We start from the raw sequence: 16662 nt of genomic DNA on the forward strand, positions 1-16662 counted from the left end.
AGCCAGAGGGCTGCCTGTGACGGTGCGCAAGTTGCTATACGACCCGGGCGATGGCTTCAGCCAGCAAGTCCAGGCGGCTGGCGTCGATCCCGGCCACGTTGGCGCGGCCGGAGCTGACCATGTACACGCTGTGGTGGTCACGCAGTTCCTGGACCTGGGCAGGGCTCAGGCCGGTGTAGGAGAACATTCCCCGTTGCACGCCGATATGCGCGAAACGTTCGGCCAGGCCGTAAGGCTGCAAGGCCTCCAGCAGGCCGGCGCGCAGTTGCGCGATCCGCAGGCGCATGGTTTCCACTTCGTCGGCCCAGAGGCTTTTCAGCTCCGGGTCGCCGAGGATGGTGGCGACCACCGCCGCGCCGTGATCCGGTGGCGTGGACCACAGGTTACGGGCGATATGGGCCAGTTGGCTGCGCACATCGAGCAGTTTCTCGGCGTCCTGGGTGCAGACGATCAAAGCGCCGGTCCGGTCGCGGTACAGGCCGAAGTTCTTCGAGCAGGAGCTGGTGATCAGCACTTCCGGCAGTTCGGCGGCGAACAGCCGCACTGCCCAGGCATCCTGCTCCAGGCCATCGCCGAAGCCCTGGTAGGCGAAGTCGATCAGCGGCAGCAGCTTGCGGCTGCGTACCACGTCCAGCACGCGTTGCCAGTCGGCGTGGCCGAGGTCGAAGCCGGTGGGGTTGTGGCAGCAGGCGTGCAGCAGCACCACGTCGCCCTCGGGCACCTGGTCCAGGGTCGCCAGCATGGCCTCGACGTCCAGGCGGTTGTCGCTGCCCACATAGGGGTAGTGACTGACCTTGACCCCGGCCGCGGCAAAGATGGTCTCGTGGATCGGCCAGGTCGGGTTGCTCAGCCACACGCCACGGCCCGGCAGGCAGTGGGCGATGAAGTCGGCACTCAGGCGCAGGGCGCCAGTGCCGCCCGGGGTTTGCGTGGCGCCGGCACGCTGGGTGGCGATCAGTTTCGAATCGCTGCCCAGTACCAGTTCATTGATCACCTTGCCGAAGGCCGTGTCGCCATGGCCGCCGATGTAGATCTTGGTGTCCTGGCTGTCCACCAGGCGCTGTTCGGCCAGCTTCACCGAGCGCGGGATCGGCGTCAGGCCCTGGGAGTCCTTGTAGACCCCCACGCCGAGGTCGAACTTGCGCGGGTTGGGATCGTTGGCGTAGGCCCCCATCAGGCCGAGAATCGGGTCGCCGGGAACCCGGCCGATGGCGTCGAAGTGCATTACTTGCGTCCTTCTGCGGTCTTGGCCACTTCATCGGTGCGGGCTGCCATGATGAAGTCGTTGCGGTGCAGGCCCTTGATCGAGTGGCTCCACCAGGTCACGGTGACCTTGCCCCACTCGGTGAGCAGGCCCGGGTGGTGGCCTTCGGCCTCGGAGATCTCGCCCATGGCGTTGGTGAAGGCCAGGGCAAATTTGAAGTTCTTGAACAGGAAGACTTTTTCCAGCTGCATCACGCCATCGCGAACTTCGATGTTCCAGTCAGGGATCTGCTTGATCAGTACCGGCAGTTCTTCGTCGCTGACTTGAGGAGCATCGGCACGGCAGGCTTCGCAATGGGCTTGGTTCAGAGCGGTCATGGTGGGTTCCCAGGATTCAATTCTTGTTGGAAGTTACTATCTTTCGCAGCGGCTCGCGAGTGCGGGCCGCTCAGGCCGCCTTGGGTTTTGGCGGAAACTTGGGGGCGTGCAGGCCCAGCTGCATGCCTTGGTGGACCAGGGCCATGATGTCTTCGTGGGCCAGGTCGAACAGGCGCTTGAGGTTGGGCAGGGTGAAATAGATCGGCTGCAGGATGTCGATGCGATACGGCGTGCGCATGGCTTCCAGCGGGTCGAAGGCCTGGTGTTCCGGCTCTTCGGACAAGCTGTACACGGTCTCCTTGGGCGAGGACAGGATGCCGCCGCCATAGATGCGCCGCCCGGCCGGGGTGTCCACCAGGCCGAACTCGATGGTCATCCAGTACAGGCGCGCCAGGTACACCCGCTCTTCCTTGGTGGCTTGCAGGCCGAGCTTGCCGTAGGTGTGGGTGAATTCGGCGAACCAGGGGTTGGTCAGCAGCGGGCAGTGGCCAAAGATCTCGTGGAAGATGTCCGGCTCTTGCAGGTAGTCGAGTTCTTCGCGGGTGCGAATGAAGGTCGCCACGGGAAAGCGCTTGCTGGCCAGCAGTTCGAAGAAAGTCTGGAAGGGGATCAGCGCTGGTACCCGGGCCACTTGCCAGCCGGTGGTTTCACCCAGGACCTTGTTGATTTCGCCCAGTTGCGGAATACGGTCGTGGGGCAAGCCGAGCTTGTCGATGCCGTCCAGGTACTCCTGGCACGCACGACCCTCGATCACTTTCAACTGGCGTGTGATCAGGGTGTTCCACACCGCGTGTTCTTCGGGTGGATAGTCGATAAAACCTTGCGCGTCGGGCTCGCGGGCCACGTACTGCGTCTGCTTCATGCTGCTCTCCTGCCAGGGGATGCGTTCTTGTTATGTGTGACCCCAGTGATACCCGAGGGTGCGACGCTTTGCAGCAGGTGGCCGGTGCGGGTAGAGGGCTGTCGTGCACCAATTTGTAAAGTAAACGTTACGAATCTGGCGGGGTCTCCACCCTGTGGTGGGTTTTCAGGTTTGAAAAAGCGGTTTGCTGTCACATAATCTTGACGACTATCTGCGCCATCCTGCAGAAAGTTTGTAAAGCCCGATGCCATAAGCGTCGGTTTTCGGCGCTTATGCCTTTCACTGTCAGTCCCAGGGCCTTCCTTCTATGCGTATCAAAGTTCACTGCCAGAATCGCATCGGCATCCTGCGCGACATTCTCAACCTGCTGGTGGAATACGGGATCAACGTGGCCCGTGGCGAGGTGGGGGGCGAGCATGGCAATGCCATCTATCTGCACTGCCCGAACCTGATCAACCTGCAATTCCAGGCGCTGCGCCCCAAGTTCGAGTCCATCGCCGGGGTGTTTGGCGTCAAGCGAGTCGGGTTGATGCCCAGCGAGCGCCGGCACATGGAGCTCAATGCGCTGTTGGGGGCTCTGGAGTTCCCGGTGCTGTCCATCGACATGGGCGGCTCCATCGTGGCGGCGAACCGGGCCGCAGCGCAGTTGCTGGGAGTGCGGGTGGACGAGGTGCCAGGCATTCCCCTGTCGCGCTACGCCGAAGACTTCGACCTGCCGGAACTGGTGCGGGCCAACCAGTCGCGGATCAACGGGTTGCGGGTCAAGGTCAGGGGCGATGTGTTCCTGGCGGACATCGCGCCGCTGCAATCGGAACATGACGACAGCGAAGCCATGGCCGGCGCGGTATTGACCTTGCACCGGGCGGATCGCGTTGGCGAGCGCATCTACAACGTGCGCAAGCAGGAGCTGCGGGGCTTCGACAGCATCTTCCAGAGTTCGAAAGTCATGGCGGCGGTGGTGCGTGAGGCGCGGCGCATGGCGCCGCTGGATGCGCCGCTTTTGATCGAGGGCGAGACCGGGACCGGCAAGGAGCTGCTGGCCCGTGCCTGTCACCTGGCCAGCCCGCGCGGGCAGTCGCCGCTGATGGCCCTGAACTGCGCCGGGTTGCCGGAGTCCATGGCCGAGACCGAGCTGTTCGGCTACGGCCCCGGCGCCTTCGAGGGGGCTCGGGCAGAGGGCAAGCTGGGGCTGCTGGAGCTGACCGCCGGTGGCACCCTGTTTCTCGACGGGGTAGGGGAGATGAGCCCGCGCTTGCAGGTCAAGCTGCTGCGCTTCCTGCAGGATGGCTGCTTCCGCCGGGTCGGCAGCGATGAAGAGGTGTACCTGGATGTGCGGGTGATCTGCGCGACCCAGGTGGATCTTTCCGAGTTGTGCGCCAGGGGCGAGTTCCGTCAGGACCTCTATCACCGGTTGAATGTGCTGTCCCTGCACATTCCGCCATTGCGCGAATGCCTCGACGGCCTGCCCCCCCTGGTGGAGCACTTTCTCGACCAGGCCAGCCGGCAGATCGGTTGCCCGTTGCCGCGTCTGGCGCCGGCTGCCATGGAACGCCTCAGTCACTACCACTGGCCAGGCAATGTGCGGCAACTGGAGAACGTGCTGTTTCAGGCGGTTTCCCTGTGCGATGGCGGTACGGTCAAGACCGAGCACATCCGGCTGCCGGACTATGGTGCGCGCCAGCCGCTTGGCGATTTCTCCCTGGAGGGTGGCCTGGAACAGATTGTCGGGCGCTTTGAAAAGGCCGTGCTCGAGAGTCTGTACGCCGAGCACCCCAGCAGCCGTCAGCTGGGCAAGCGGCTGGGGGTTTCCCACACCACCATCGCCAACAAACTGCGCGAATACGAGGTCGGCAAGAATGCCGGCGACAATCCCTAGGCTTGTATCCGGGCCGTTACTTGCCGGTAGCGGCATAAGACCGCCGTTTTTCCGTCTTCTGTCAGCGCTGTTTTTTCCTCTGTAATCAGGCAAAGCCTTGCCCCGCCTGGGGATCACCACTGCGTGAAAAAGTTGGTGCGCTTATTGCTTATGGCTTCGCAGTACAGCGGTGGGCGGCAAACGTCCGGCAGACAGAGGAAAGACTGTGGACAAGTACCTTTATGTGGCAATGACCGGCGCCAGCCAGAATGCACTGGCGCAAAAGGCTCATGCCAACAATCTGGCGAACATCTCTACCAATGGTTTTCAGCGCGACCTGGAGCAGGCCCGTGCGATGCCGGTATTTGGTGACAGCTTTCCGGCGCGCGCCTTTGCCATGAGCGAGCGCCCGGCAACGGATTTCAGTGCCGGCTCGATGGTGGAGACCGGTCGTGACCTGGACGTGGCCGTCAGCGGCAACGGCTGGATCGCCGTGCAGAGCCCCGACGGCAGCGAAAGCTATGTGCGTACCGGCAGTTTGAATGTCGACGCCCTGGGTGTGCTGCGCGCTGGCAACGGCATGCCGGTGATGGGCAATGGCGGCCCGATTGCCGTGCCACCCGAGCAGAAGATCGAAGTTGGCCAGGATGGCACCATCAGTATCCGTGCCATGGGCGAGGGCCCGCGGGTCATGGCCGAGGTCGACCGCATCAAGCTGGTCAACCCGGACATCAAGAACCTCACCAAAGGCCTGGACGGCTCGATCAAGACCAAGGACGGCCAGCCGGCACCCGCCGACGCCAACGTCCAGCTGGTCTCGGGTTTCCTTGAGTCGAGCAATGTCAATGCCGTGGAAGAGATGACCGCGGTGCTGGCCCTGTCCCGGCAGTTCGAATTGCACGTGAAAATGATGAACAGCGCCAAAGAAGACGACCAGGCCATGGCTCGGGTCTTGCAGATCAGCTAATTACCAGTATCTAGCGCCGTAAAACAGGCGCGAGAGGAGAAACCAATGCTTCCGGCTCTATGGGTTGCCAAAACCGGTCTGTCCGCCCAGGACACCAACCTGTCTGTCATTTCCAACAACCTGGCGAACGTCTCGACCACGGGCTTCAAACGTGATCGCGCCGAGTTCCAGGACCTGCTGTACCAGATCAAGCGCCAGCCGGGGGCCCAGTCCACCCAGGACAGCGAGCTGCCAACCGGCCTGCAGGTCGGTACCGGTGTGCGCATTGTCGGCACCCAGAAGAACTTCACCGCCGGCAGCCTGCAGACCACCGAGCAGCCTCTGGACCTGGCCATCAACGGCCGCGGTTTCTTCCAGATCCTGCAGCCTGATGGCACCACGGCCTATACCCGTGACGGTACCTTCCACCTGAACTCCGATGGCCAGATCGTCACCGCCAATGGTTTCGCCCTGGAGCCTGCGGTTGTCGTGCCCAACGATGCGCAGACCTTCACCGTAGGCCAGGACGGCACCGTGTCCATCACCATCGCCGGCAACCCGGCGTCCCAGGTGATCGGCAACCTGCAAACCGCCGACTTCATCAACCCGGCAGGCCTGCAGGCCCAGGGCAACAACCTGTTCCTGGAAACCGCCGCCAGTGGCGCGCCGCAGATCGGTACCCCGGGCCTCAACGGTTTCGGCACCACGCTGCAGAACACCCTGGAAGCCTCCAACGTCAGCACCGTTGAGGAGATGGTCAACATGATCACCACTCAGCGCGCTTACGAGATGAACTCCAAGGTGATCTCCACCGCGGACCAGATGCTCTCGTTCATTACGCAGAAGCTGTAATCAAGTCTTGAGGTCGCCACGGGTCTGAAGTGGCGCACCGGCAACATCGTGAGGAAGGGTCATGAATCGGTTTATTTGTGTTCTAGCGCTGAGTGGGAGTGCCGTGCTCGCGGGCTGTGTCGCCCCGCCGCCCAAGCCCAATGACCCTTACTACGCGCCGGTGCTGCCGCGTACGCCGCTGCCTTCCGCGTCCAACAACGGTTCGATCTACCAGGCCGGCTTCGAGCAGAACCTGTACAGCGACCGCAAGGCGTTCCGGGTCGGTGACATCATCACCATCACCCTGAACGAGCGGACCAACGCCAGCAAGGGTGCCAACTCGGCGCTGACCAAGACCAGTTCCAACAGCATTGGCCTGACCTCGCTGTTCGGTGCCGTGCCCAACACCAACAACCCGCTGGGCGACGGCGACCTGACCCTGAATGCCGGCTACAGCGGCAATCGCGCCACCAAGGGCGACAGCAAGGCGGCCCAGAGCAATAGCCTGACCGGTTCGATCACCGTGACCGTGGCCGACGTACTGCCCAACGGCATCATCGCGGTGCGCGGCGAGAAGTGGATGACCCTCAACACCGGCGATGAGCTGGTGCGGATTGCAGGCCTGGTACGGGCGGACGACATCGCCACCGACAACACCGTGTCCTCGACCCGGGTCGCGGATGCACGCATTACCTATTCGGGCACCGGCTCGTTTGCCGATGCCAACCAGCCTGGCTGGTTCGACCGTTTCTTCCTCAGCCCGCTGTTCCCTTTCTAGGTGATGAAAAGACTCATGCTCAATTTCAAGCACCTGATGGCGGCGGCGTTGTTGCTGTCCACTTCCCTTGGCGTCCAGGCCGAGCGGTTGAAGGACATCGCCAGCATTTCCGGCGTGCGTTCCAACCAATTGATCGGCTATGGCCTGGTGGTCGGGCTTAACGGTACCGGCGACCAGACTACCCAGACGCCGTTCACCCTGCAGACCTTCAACAACATGCTGTCGCAGTTCGGCATCAAGGTGCCGGCCGGCTCCGGCAACGTGCAGTTGAAGAACGTCGCGGCGGTGTCGGTGAGTGCCGATCTGCCGGCGTTCGCCAAGCCGGGCCAGCAGGTGGATATCACCGTGTCCTCCATTGGTAACTCAAAGAGCCTGCGCGGCGGCACCTTGCTGCTGACGCCGCTCAAGGGCATCGACGGCAACGTCTACGCCATCGCCCAGGGCAACCTGGTGGTGGGTGGTTTCGATGCCGAAGGACGCGACGGTTCGAAGATCACCGTCAACGTACCGTCGGCCGGACGGATTCCTGGTGGCGCCTCGGTCGAGCGTGCCGTGCCCAGTGGTTTCAACCAGGGCAACAGCCTGACTCTGAACCTCAACCGTTCGGATTTCACCACCGCCAAGCGCATCGTCGACAAGATCAACGACATGCTTGGCCCAGGCGTGGCCCAAGCCATCGACGGTGGCTCGATCCGGGTGACCGCGCCCCTGGACCCAAGCCAGCGTGTGGACTACCTGTCGATCCTGGAGAACCTGGAGATCGATCCGGGGCAGGCGGTGGCCAAGGTCATCATCAACTCCCGTACCGGCACCATCGTCATTGGCCAGAACGTCAAGGTCTCGCCGGCGGCGGTGACCCACGGCAGCCTGACCGTGACCATTACCGAAGACCCGATCGTCAGCCAGCCCGGCCCTCTGTCCAATGGCCAGACCGCGGTGGTGCCCCGCTCGCGGGTCAATGCTCAGCAGGAAGCCAAGCCGATGTTCAAGTTCGGCCCGGGCACCACTCTGGATGAGATCGTCCGGGCGGTGAACCAGGTGGGCGCGGCGCCAGGCGACTTGATGGCCATCCTCGAAGCCTTGAAACAGGCCGGCGCCTTGCAGGCCGACCTGATCGTGATTTGAGGTGAGCGCCATGGATATTCGTAAGAGCGGACTGATTGGCAGCGGCGATTCCGGGTCTTACTCCGACCTCAACCGCCTGCAGCAACTGAAGGTCGGCGACAAGGACGGCGAAGCCAACGTGCGCAAAGTGGCGCAGGAGTTCGAGTCGCTGTTTCTCAATGAAATGCTCAAGTCCATGCGCAAGGCCACTGACGTCATAGGCCAGGACAACCCGCTCAATACCCCGGCCGCCAAGCAGTACCAGGACATGTATGACCAGCAGTTGGCGGTGTCCCTGTCTCGCGAGGGTGGCGGTATCGGCCTGGCCAATGTGCTGATGCGCCAGATGATGAAGAACAAGCCGGCTCATCCGAATGCGGCCACCACGACTTTGCCGGCCGCGGCGCCGGTGGCGACTCCGACGCCGATCGCTGCCGGTACCACGGCCCAGGATGGTCCGTTGAGCCGGGTCAACGGCCAGCGCCCGATGTGGGCTTCGCGGGCCCACGATCCTTTGCGCACGAGCGTGGCGCATAACGACATGGTGCTGCTCAACCAGCGTCGTCTGTCCCTGCCCAGCAAGCTCACCGATCGCCTGTTGACCGGCATCGTGCCGTCGGCTGGTGCCGTCGAGGGCGGCGCACAGAACGCCGCGCCGACCCGCAACAGCCCGGCCGCCGATGCCGTGCTGCGGGGCGAGTGGCGGGTCAATCAGGGCTACGCCGCGTCCCAGGGCAAGATGCGGGTCTATGGCCGGGCCATGGCCCAGCCGCCGCTGGCGCCGGCCAAGCGTGCCTTCAGTTCCGCCGACGACTTCGTCGCCACCATGCTGCCGATGGCGCAGCAGGCGGCCCAGCGTATCGGGATCGATCCGCGCTACCTGGTGGCCCAGGCCGCCCTGGAAACCGGCTGGGGCAAATCGGTGATGCGCCAGCAGGATGGCAGCAGCAGCCACAACCTGTTCGGCATCAAGGCCGGCAGCAGTTGGCAGGGTGCACAGGCCCGGGCGATCACCAGCGAGTTCCGCAACGGGCAGATGGTCAAGGAGACGGCGGCGTTCCGTTCCTACGATTCCTATCAGGACAGCTTCCACGATCTGGTGACCTTGTTGCAGAGCAACAATCGCTATCAAGAAGTGCTGAAGGTGGCCGATAAACCAGAACAGTTTGTTCGCGAGTTGCAAAAAGCCGGGTATGCAACGGACCCGGATTACGCAAGCAAGATTTCGCAGATAGCCAAGCAGATGAAGAATTACCAGAACTACGCTGCGGCTGGCGTTTCCACGAATTTATAAGGTCTGAATCATGAGTTTGCTCAATATCGGGATGTCGGGGCTGGCCGCCAGCCAAACGTCGTTGATGACCACGGGTAACAACATTGCCAACGCCGACACCGCCGGGTACTCGCGTCAGCAGACCGTGCAGGGCACCAAGGCCTCCAGCCAGAATGGCAACGTCTTCATCGGCACCGGCACCACCCTGGCGGACGTGCGCCGGGTCTATAACAGCTTCCTCGATGCCCAGTTGCGCACCGCCACCTCGCTCAACAGCGATGCCGCGGCGTTCCAGGGGCAGATCAGCCCGATCGACCAATTGCTGTCGGACAGCGGCACCGGCATGACCGGCGCCCTGACCAAGTTCTTCGCCTCGGTGCAGAACCTCAACGCCAAGCCTACCGACGAGGCTTCCCGGCAGTTGCTGCTCAGCGACACCCAGGCCCTGAGCAACCGTTTCAACTCCGTATCCAGCCAGCTCAACCAGCAGAACACCAATATCAACGGCAACCTGGCGAACATGGCGGACCAGGTCAACAAGCTGGCCAACACCGTGGCCCAGCTCAACCAGAAGATTTCCGAGCTGTCGACCAACGGCAACGGCATGCCCAACGATCTGCTCGATGCGCGTAATGAAACCGTGCGCCAGCTTTCGACCTTCATCGGCGTGCAGGTCTCGGAGCGTGGCTCCAGCGTCGACCTGTACCTGGGCAGCGGCCAGCCGCTGGTCATGGGTAACTCGGCCAATACCCTGGAAGTGGTGCAGGGCAAGAACGACCCGAGCCGCTCCGCGCTGCAGTTGAACCGGGGCTCGAGCAGCATCGACATCACCAACCTCACCACCGGTGGCGAGATCGGCGGCCTGCTGCGCTACCGCAGCGAAGTGCTGGATCCGGCGATGAACGAGCTGGGCCGCGTAGCCCTCGTGGTCGCCGACCAGATGAACAGCCTGATGGCTCAGGGCATCGACAAGAACGGTGATTTCGGCGGCAACCTGTTCAACGACATCAACAGTGCCCGGATGATCAGCCAGCGCAGCATTGGCAGTGCCAGCAACAGTGCAGGCTCGGGCAACTTCGATGTCACCATCAAGGACACCGGCAAGCTGAGCACCAGCGACTACACCGTGACCTTCAGCAGTGCCACCGACTACAGCGTCAAGCGCTCCGATGGCACCGACATGGGCAGCTTCAGCACCACCACCAGCCCGGCACCGGTGATCGATGGCTTCTCGCTGAAACTCAATGGTACAGTCGGTGCCGGTGACAGCTTCAAGATCACCCCGACCCGCAATGCCGCTACCACCATCCAGACCGAAATGACCGACCCCAAGCGCCTGGCCCTCGCGGCTCCGCTGAAGGCCGAGCTGGCTGCCGGGCTCAAGAGCTCCCTGAGCATTTCCGCGCAGCCTTCCTTGAGCGTGCCGATCGACAACTACGACGCCGCAGCCAAGCTTGAGATGCAGACCGCAATCAAGAATTCGGGTCCGGTCAAAGTGGTGTTCAATGCGCCGGCAGGCGGCAGCCAGAGCTACGACTATTTCGATGCCAAGGGCAACAAGATGGGCAGCGGCTCCATCGTTCCCGGGCAGACCAACACCCTCAACCTGCAGATCAACATGCTGGATGCCAGCGGTGCGCCGATCACCGACGGCGGTACGCCACCGGTGACCAAGACGTTCGGCGTGCAGATGACCGTGGCCGGCGCTCCCGCCGCCGGCGACAGCATGAACATCTCGGTGAACGGCGCCGGCTCTTCGGACAACCGCAACGGCCTGGCGCTGGCCGGTTTGCAGAGCAAGCAGACAGTCGATACAGGTTCTGCCAGCAAAGGCATCACCCTGGTGGATGCCTACGGCAAGCTGATCGAGAACGTCGGCGCCAAGGCCAGTCAGGGCAGCCTCGACAGCGCCGCTACCGGCACCATCCTGGCTAACGCCAAGGGCGCCCGGGACTCGCTGTCCGGGGTCAACCTGGATGATGAGACCGGCAACCTGGTCAAGTTCCAGCAGTACTACACAGCGTCGTCGCAGATCATCAAGGCTGCGCAGGAAACCTTCAGCACGCTGATCAACAGCCTTTAAGGAGTCGTAGCCCATGCGCATTTCCACCTCCCAGTTTTACGAGTCCTCGGCTACCAACTACCAGAAGAACTTTTCCAAAGTGGTCCAGAGCAGCGAAGAGGCCAGCAGCCTGGTTCGCGTCAAGACCGCTGCCGACGATCCGGTAGGTGCCGCGCGCCTGCTGCAACTGGGCCAACAGGCTTCGTTGCTGGACCAGTACAAGACCAACACCAACTCGATCAAGGCCTCCCTGGGCCAGACCGAATCGGTGATGACCAGCATCAACAACGTGCTGGCCCGCGCCAAGGAACTGGCCTCCGGTGCCGGCAACGCCGGTTACACCGACGCCGACCGCCAGGCCAATGCTTCGGAACTGGGGCAGATCGAAGAGCAGTTGCTGAGCCTGATGAACTCCCAGGACGAAAACGGCAAGTACATCTTCGGTGGCTCCAAGGATGATGTTCCGCCGTTCAGCCGCAACTCCGATGGCACCTACAGCTACAACGGTGACCAGAGCAGCCTGCAACTGCCGGTCGGCGACACCATGATGATGGCCGCCAACAGCACCGGTTGGGACGTGTTCCAGCAGGCACTGAACACCAGCCGCAGCCAGGTCACCATGACCGCGCCAGCCGTGGATGACGGGCGGATTTCCCTGTCCAACGGCCAAGTGGCCAACAACGGTGCCTACAACAGCCAATTCCGCAGCGGCGAGCCTTACACCGTGTCCTTCGTGTCGGGCACCCAGCTGAAGATCGTCGACGGCAGTGGCAACGATGTGACGGCCGAGGCCAGCAAAGGCGGTGTTTTCGGCACTGCGCCGAACCAGACCGTGAGCTTTCGTGGGGTCGACCTGAGCCTGAACGTCAACCTCAAGTCCGGTGACGACGCCAACGCCGTGCTGCCGGGGCATACCTTCACCCTGGGCTCCAAGCCGGACACCTTCAACGTGGCGCGCTCTCCGGGCAACCCGAGCATGACTCAGGTCTCGAACACCAGCATTACCGATCCGGTGGCCTACAACTCCACCTTCCCCAGTGGTTCGGCGATCCTCAAGTTCACCAGCGCTACCAATTTCGATCTTTACGCTGCGCCACTGACCGCTGATAGCAAGCCGGTGTCCTCGGGCGTGGTCGGGCCGGGCAACGTCGCCACCGCGGCGGGCGTGAGCTTCACCCTGACCGGCGCGCCTTCTCCGGCGGCCAACGATCAGTTCAGTGTGTCGGTCAACACCCACGAGACCCAGAACATACTGGATACCGTGAGCCAGCTGAAAAACGCCTTGAACACGCCAACCGCCGGCAACACCCTGGCGACCCAGAAGCAACTGGCCGACCTCGCCTCGGGGATGGCCAACCTGGCCAGTGGCATCGACCAGCTGTCCATCGGTATCAGTTCGGTGGGTGGTCGTGGTTCGGCCCTGGACACCCAGACCGAAATCAACGAAAGCCTGGCAGCTGCCAACACCAAGACCCGCTCGGCCATCAGCGACTCCGATCCGGCCGAAGTGATGACCCGCCTGACCCTGCAACAGACCATGCTGCAAGCCTCGCAGCTGGCCTTCAGCAAGATTGCCCAACTGGGTCTGTTCAACAAGGTCTGAGTGCGTGGCGTTCGGGCTGGCGCCCGGACGCCGCGATCTTCGAGCAGCCAGCCGTCTTTTTTAAGCGGTCTTGCAGCCCTGGCATCACTGGCCAGGGCTCGCCGCTCGAGAGTTTCCCGCCGTGAGCCAAGCCCCTCTAGTCAGCATCGTCATTCCCGCCTTCAACCCACGCTTCTTCAGCCAGGCTCTGGAAAGTGCCTTGGCGCAGACCTATCAGCCACTGGAGATCGTTGTTTGCGACGACAGTCCCGGCGATGAAATCCAGCAGGTTGTACAAGGGCTGAGCGAGCCCGCACACCCGGTGCGTTACGTGCGCAACCCGCAGCCTCTGGGGTTGCAGAAAAACCTGTTGCGCTGCGTGAAAGAGGCCCGGGGCGAGCTGATCAAGGTGCTTTGCGACGATGACCGGCTGTTTGCGCCGAGCATCGCCCTGCAGGCGCAAGTGCTGATCGAGCACCCTGAGGTCAATCTGGTGTTCGCACTACGGGTGTTCAACGACGAAGGCAACTCCATTCTTCCGCCGCGGATTGAAAACTGCCGCTTTGCGCCGCTCGACGTGCTGCTCAAAGGCGATGACATGCTGGCGATCTTCGAGGGCACGCGGAAAAACTTCCTCGGCAACTTCAGTGCGGCACTGATGCGTCGAGCCGACGTGCTGGAGGTACTGCCAGCCCTGATCCACAAGGGCGCCGGTTTTGTCGCCTTGCTGGACCTGGCGCTGTTCATCTGCCTGATGCGCCGCGGCAATCTGGCGGCCCTGTCCACCGTGTTGAGTTGCGAGCGCCTGTATCAGGGGCGTTTCAGCCGCACGCCGCAAGTGCTCAAGGCCGTTGCCACCGAATGGGAATGGCTATTGCGGATGCTCTCCGAGCGTTCTGGCGAGTCGGCGCCCGCTGCGGGCTGGGTGCGTTACGTTGAACTGGCGCGAGCCGCCGAGCAGCCACGGCCATGGCGTGAGCTGGGGGTGCTCCATGTGCTCGGCAATCGCAGCGCCGTGGTCAACGGTCGGGTAGGGGGCGAGAGTCAAAGCTACGAGGAGTTCTACCAGCAATGGCTGGCGGCACGCTGCCTGTCGGCGGCGGAACAGCGGTTGCTGCCGCAGCGCATCGAAAGCTGGCCGCGGCGGGTGCGGATCGTGCCGATCGTCATGGACCTGACAGGTGATGGCGCCGCTCTCGAGCGGACCCTGGGCAGCCTGGCCGGCCAGTTGTACCCAGCCGAAACGATCGTGGTGTTGTCCACCGCTGTCGGTACAGCCGGGGAGGCTGTGCTGCGTCAACCCTTGCGGGCCGACTGGGCCGGGCAACTCAACGAACTGATCCCTCGCCTGGATACCTGTGACTGGTTCTATCTGTTGCAGTCGGGTGACCAACTGCGTGACACGGCATTGCTGGTGCTGGCCGAGCGGATCGCCAACACCCCGGCCATGCTCTGCGCCTACAGTGACGAAGGCGCATTGCTTGATGGTCAGTCAACCGAACCGGTGTTCAAGCCCGACTTCAACCTCGATTTGATGCGTGCCTACCCTTATGTCGGGCGCTCGCTGGCCTTTTCCCGAGAGCGTTTCCTGAGCGAGGGAGGCTTCGATTGCGCACGTGGCGAGCTGGCGCCCCAGGATCTGTTGTGGCGGCTGGTGGAAAATGTGGGCCCGCAAACCATCGAGCATATTGCCGATATCCAGATCGAGTCCGAGTTCCCGTTCGCAAAATGGCTGTCCCGGCCCCAGGTCATCGAAGCCAGTGAGGGGCTGGTCGCTGCGCACTTGCAGCGCATCGGCGTGCAGTGCCGGATCCGCCATGATGATTTGCCCTTGCTCAATCGCATCGACTATCAGCACGGTGCGCGGCCGCTGGTGTCGATCATCATCACCTGCGGGGATTCGCTGCCGGCCTTGCAGCGTTGCGTCGAAGGCCTGATTGAGCAGACCGCCTACAACCATTACGAGATCCTGCTGGTGGCTGCCGGCAGTCGCGACCCGGACATGGCTGACTGGCTGGCGGCCATGGGGCAGTTGGGGGGCAACATGCTGCGGGTCTTGCCTTATGCCGGCCCCGCCAACCAGGCGGCCTTGACCAACAGCATTGCGGCCCAGGCTCGCGGCGACTACCTGCTGTTGCTCAGCCACGACACACGGATCTGCACCAGCGACTGGCTGGACGAGCTGCTCAACCAGGCCCAGCGTCCGGAGGTGGCTGTCGTGGGGGCGCGCATCCTTGCTACCGATGGCTCCATCCTGCATGCCGGGCAGGTACTGGGCATGTCTGGGCCCGTGGGCTCGCCGTTCATCGGCGAGGCACTGGGTGCCCGTGGTTATATGCAGCGTCTGCAGGTGGTGCAGAACTGGAGTGCGGTCAGCCGCGACTGCCTGATGATCCGCAAGGACGTGTTCGACAGTCTGGGTGGGCTGGATGAACAGAGTTTCGGCGCTGACCTGGGTGAAGCCGACCTGTGCCTGCGCGTCGATCGCGATGGCTACCTGGTGGTCTGGACCCCCCACGCCACCCTGATGCTGGCCCCGGCGTTGGCGCCACCGCAGGCGCCTGAGCAGCAGCAGATGCAGGAGGCTGAACAGGAGCGCTTCTACCGTCAGTGGCTGCCGAAGATCGCTCGCGATCCAGCCTACAATCCGGCCCTGAGCCTGGGGTTCTCCAGTTTCAGCCTGGAACCCAGCCTGCGCAACAACTGGAACCCGTTCTGCTCACGAGCCTTGCCGCTGGTGCTCGGCTTGCCGGTCAACAGCAGCGCGGTCGGGCATTACCGGGTCACCGGGCCACTGCGCGAGCTGGAAGCTGCAGGCAGGGTCATCGCTCGGGTGGCATACGAATCTCCGACCACCGTGGAAATCGAGCGTTTGTCGCCCGATACCATCGTGCTCCAGGGGCGCTACAGCGACGGCGCGGCCAGCGACATTCTGCGAATGAAGAAGTACTCCAGTGCGTTGCGGGTCTTCGAACTCGATGATTACGTGGTCAGCGCGCCAAAGAAAAACAGCCATGCTCGCAACAAGCCGGCGAACATCGAGCAGATGCTGCGCGACGGCATTGCCCTGTGCGATCGGCTGGTGGTCACCACTCAGCCGCTGGCGGATGTCCTGTCGGACATGCACAGCGATATCAGGGTAGTACCCAATATGCTCGCCCCTGAACCCTGGGCGGGGCTGAGCAGCCGTCGCGGTACTTCCAGCAAGCCGCGGGTCGGCTGGGGTGGGGGCACCAGTCACACCGGGGACCTGGAGGTCATTGCCGATGTCGTGCGTGAACTGGCCTCTGAGGTGGAATGGGTGTTCTTCGGCATGTGCCCCGATGCCTTGCGCCCTTATGTGCACGAGTTCCATCCGGCGATCGGCTTGCAGGCTTACCCCCTCAAGCTCGCCAGCCTGAACCTTGACCTGGCTCTGGCACCTCTGGAGTTCCATATTTTCAATGACTGCAAGAGCAACCTGCGGTTGCTGGAGTACGGAGCCTGCGGCTACCCGGTCATTTGCACCGACACTGAGGCCTATCGTGGCTTCCTGCCGTGCACCAGGGTTCGCAGCAACACGACCGAAGAGTGGCTGCAGGCGATCCGCATGCACCTCGGCGACCCTGTTGCCAGCTACCGCATGGGAGATGAATTGCGCGAGGCGGTGCGGCGCGACTTCATGCTGGGCCCCGACAACCTGCAGCACTGGATGTGGGGCTGGTTGGCAGACTGAAGAAGCCGCTGCAAAAAAAAGCCACGCCTGCCAAGCGTGGCTTTTTTGTTTCTTGCGTGGCCTCTCGCAGTGG

Annotated in this window: 12 protein-coding genes; 9 read left to right on the forward strand and 3 right to left on the reverse strand. The window is 62.9% G+C overall.

Features of this window, described 5'->3' with window-relative positions:
- Positions 1-34: 34 nt before the first annotated feature.
- The 3 genes from AC1RMG_RS11505 to phhA form a co-directional block, all read right to left on the reverse strand.
- The gene (locus AC1RMG_RS11505) at positions 35-1225 is read right to left on the reverse strand and encodes an amino acid aminotransferase (RefSeq protein ID WP_493169237.1); all 1191 of its coding nucleotides are present in this window, start codon (positions 1223-1225) and stop codon (positions 35-37) included.
- Positions 1225-1581, reverse strand: coding sequence for a 4a-hydroxytetrahydrobiopterin dehydratase (locus AC1RMG_RS11510; protein WP_007930096.1), 357 nt, complete (start codon positions 1579-1581; stop codon positions 1225-1227). The genes AC1RMG_RS11505 and AC1RMG_RS11510 overlap by 1 nt, the downstream gene beginning before the upstream one ends.
- Before the next feature lie 70 nt (positions 1582-1651).
- Positions 1652-2443 (reverse strand): phenylalanine 4-monooxygenase, encoded by a 792-nt coding sequence (gene phhA / locus AC1RMG_RS11515; RefSeq protein ID WP_011059947.1) that lies wholly within the window; start codon positions 2441-2443, stop codon positions 1652-1654.
- A gap of 307 nt (positions 2444-2750) precedes the next feature.
- Here phhA and AC1RMG_RS11520 point away from each other — a divergent pair, with 307 nt between their 5' ends.
- The 9 genes from AC1RMG_RS11520 (at position 2751) to AC1RMG_RS11560 (ending at position 16589) form a co-directional block, all read left to right on the forward strand.
- Complete coding sequence (locus AC1RMG_RS11520; RefSeq protein ID WP_019092865.1) at positions 2751-4319, forward strand: sigma-54-dependent phenylalanine hydroxylase transcriptional regulator PhhR; 1569 nt, start codon at positions 2751-2753, stop codon at positions 4317-4319.
- A gap of 205 nt (positions 4320-4524) precedes the next feature.
- Complete coding sequence (flgF, locus tag AC1RMG_RS11525) at positions 4525-5265, forward strand: flagellar basal-body rod protein FlgF (protein ID WP_011059949.1); 741 nt, start codon at positions 4525-4527, stop codon at positions 5263-5265.
- A gap of 45 nt (positions 5266-5310) precedes the next feature.
- The gene (flgG, locus tag AC1RMG_RS11530; RefSeq protein ID WP_125062204.1) at positions 5311-6096 is read left to right on the forward strand and encodes a flagellar basal-body rod protein FlgG; all 786 of its coding nucleotides are present in this window, start codon (positions 5311-5313) and stop codon (positions 6094-6096) included.
- A 61-nt stretch (positions 6097-6157) separates the two neighbouring features.
- Positions 6158-6853, forward strand: a complete 696-nt coding sequence (flgH, locus tag AC1RMG_RS11535; protein WP_011059951.1) for a flagellar basal body L-ring protein FlgH — start codon at positions 6158-6160, stop codon at positions 6851-6853.
- Positions 6854-6868: 15 nt separating this feature from the next.
- Positions 6869-7978: a flagellar basal body P-ring protein FlgI gene (locus AC1RMG_RS11540; protein ID WP_011059952.1), complete on the forward strand. Its 1110-nt coding sequence runs from the start codon at positions 6869-6871 to the stop codon at positions 7976-7978.
- Positions 7979-7988: 10 nt separating this feature from the next.
- Complete coding sequence (gene flgJ, locus AC1RMG_RS11545; protein WP_011059953.1) at positions 7989-9251, forward strand: flagellar assembly peptidoglycan hydrolase FlgJ; 1263 nt, start codon at positions 7989-7991, stop codon at positions 9249-9251.
- Between the two features lie 10 nt (positions 9252-9261).
- Positions 9262-11313 carry a flagellar hook-associated protein FlgK gene (gene flgK, locus AC1RMG_RS11550; protein WP_041116648.1) on the forward strand — a complete coding sequence of 684 codons (2052 nt, stop codon included), beginning with the start codon at positions 9262-9264 and terminating at the stop codon, positions 11311-11313.
- Positions 11314-11326: 13 nt separating this feature from the next.
- Positions 11327-12895, forward strand: a complete 1569-nt coding sequence (locus AC1RMG_RS11555; protein WP_011059955.1) for a flagellar hook-associated protein 3 — start codon at positions 11327-11329, stop codon at positions 12893-12895.
- Positions 12896-13016: 121 nt separating this feature from the next.
- Positions 13017-16589, forward strand: a complete 3573-nt coding sequence (locus AC1RMG_RS11560) for a glycosyltransferase (protein WP_493169240.1) — start codon at positions 13017-13019, stop codon at positions 16587-16589.
- The last annotated feature ends 73 nt before the right edge of the window (positions 16590-16662 follow it).

This window comes from Pseudomonas sp. GW822-FHT04H02 (assembly GCF_058800645.1).

Coding starts and splice junctions, on each gene's coding strand:
- AC1RMG_RS11505 (WP_493169237.1), bottom strand. CDS start 1,225: ATGCACTTCGACGCCATCGGCCGGGTTCCCGGCGACCCGATTCTCGGC.
- AC1RMG_RS11510 (WP_007930096.1), bottom strand. CDS start 1,581: ATGACCGCTCTGAACCAAGCCCATTGCGAAGCCTGCCGTGCCGATGCT.
- phhA (WP_011059947.1), bottom strand. CDS start 2,443: ATGAAGCAGACGCAGTACGTGGCCCGCGAGCCCGACGCGCAAGGTTTT.
- AC1RMG_RS11520 (WP_019092865.1), top strand. CDS start 2,751: ATGCGTATCAAAGTTCACTGCCAGAATCGCATCGGCATCCTGCGCGAC.
- flgG (WP_125062204.1), top strand. CDS start 5,311: ATGCTTCCGGCTCTATGGGTTGCCAAAACCGGTCTGTCCGCCCAGGAC.
- flgH (WP_011059951.1), top strand. CDS start 6,158: ATGAATCGGTTTATTTGTGTTCTAGCGCTGAGTGGGAGTGCCGTGCTC.
- AC1RMG_RS11540 (WP_011059952.1), top strand. CDS start 6,869: ATGCTCAATTTCAAGCACCTGATGGCGGCGGCGTTGTTGCTGTCCACT.
- flgJ (WP_011059953.1), top strand. CDS start 7,989: ATGGATATTCGTAAGAGCGGACTGATTGGCAGCGGCGATTCCGGGTCT.
- flgK (WP_041116648.1), top strand. CDS start 9,262: ATGAGTTTGCTCAATATCGGGATGTCGGGGCTGGCCGCCAGCCAAACG.
- AC1RMG_RS11555 (WP_011059955.1), top strand. CDS start 11,327: ATGCGCATTTCCACCTCCCAGTTTTACGAGTCCTCGGCTACCAACTAC.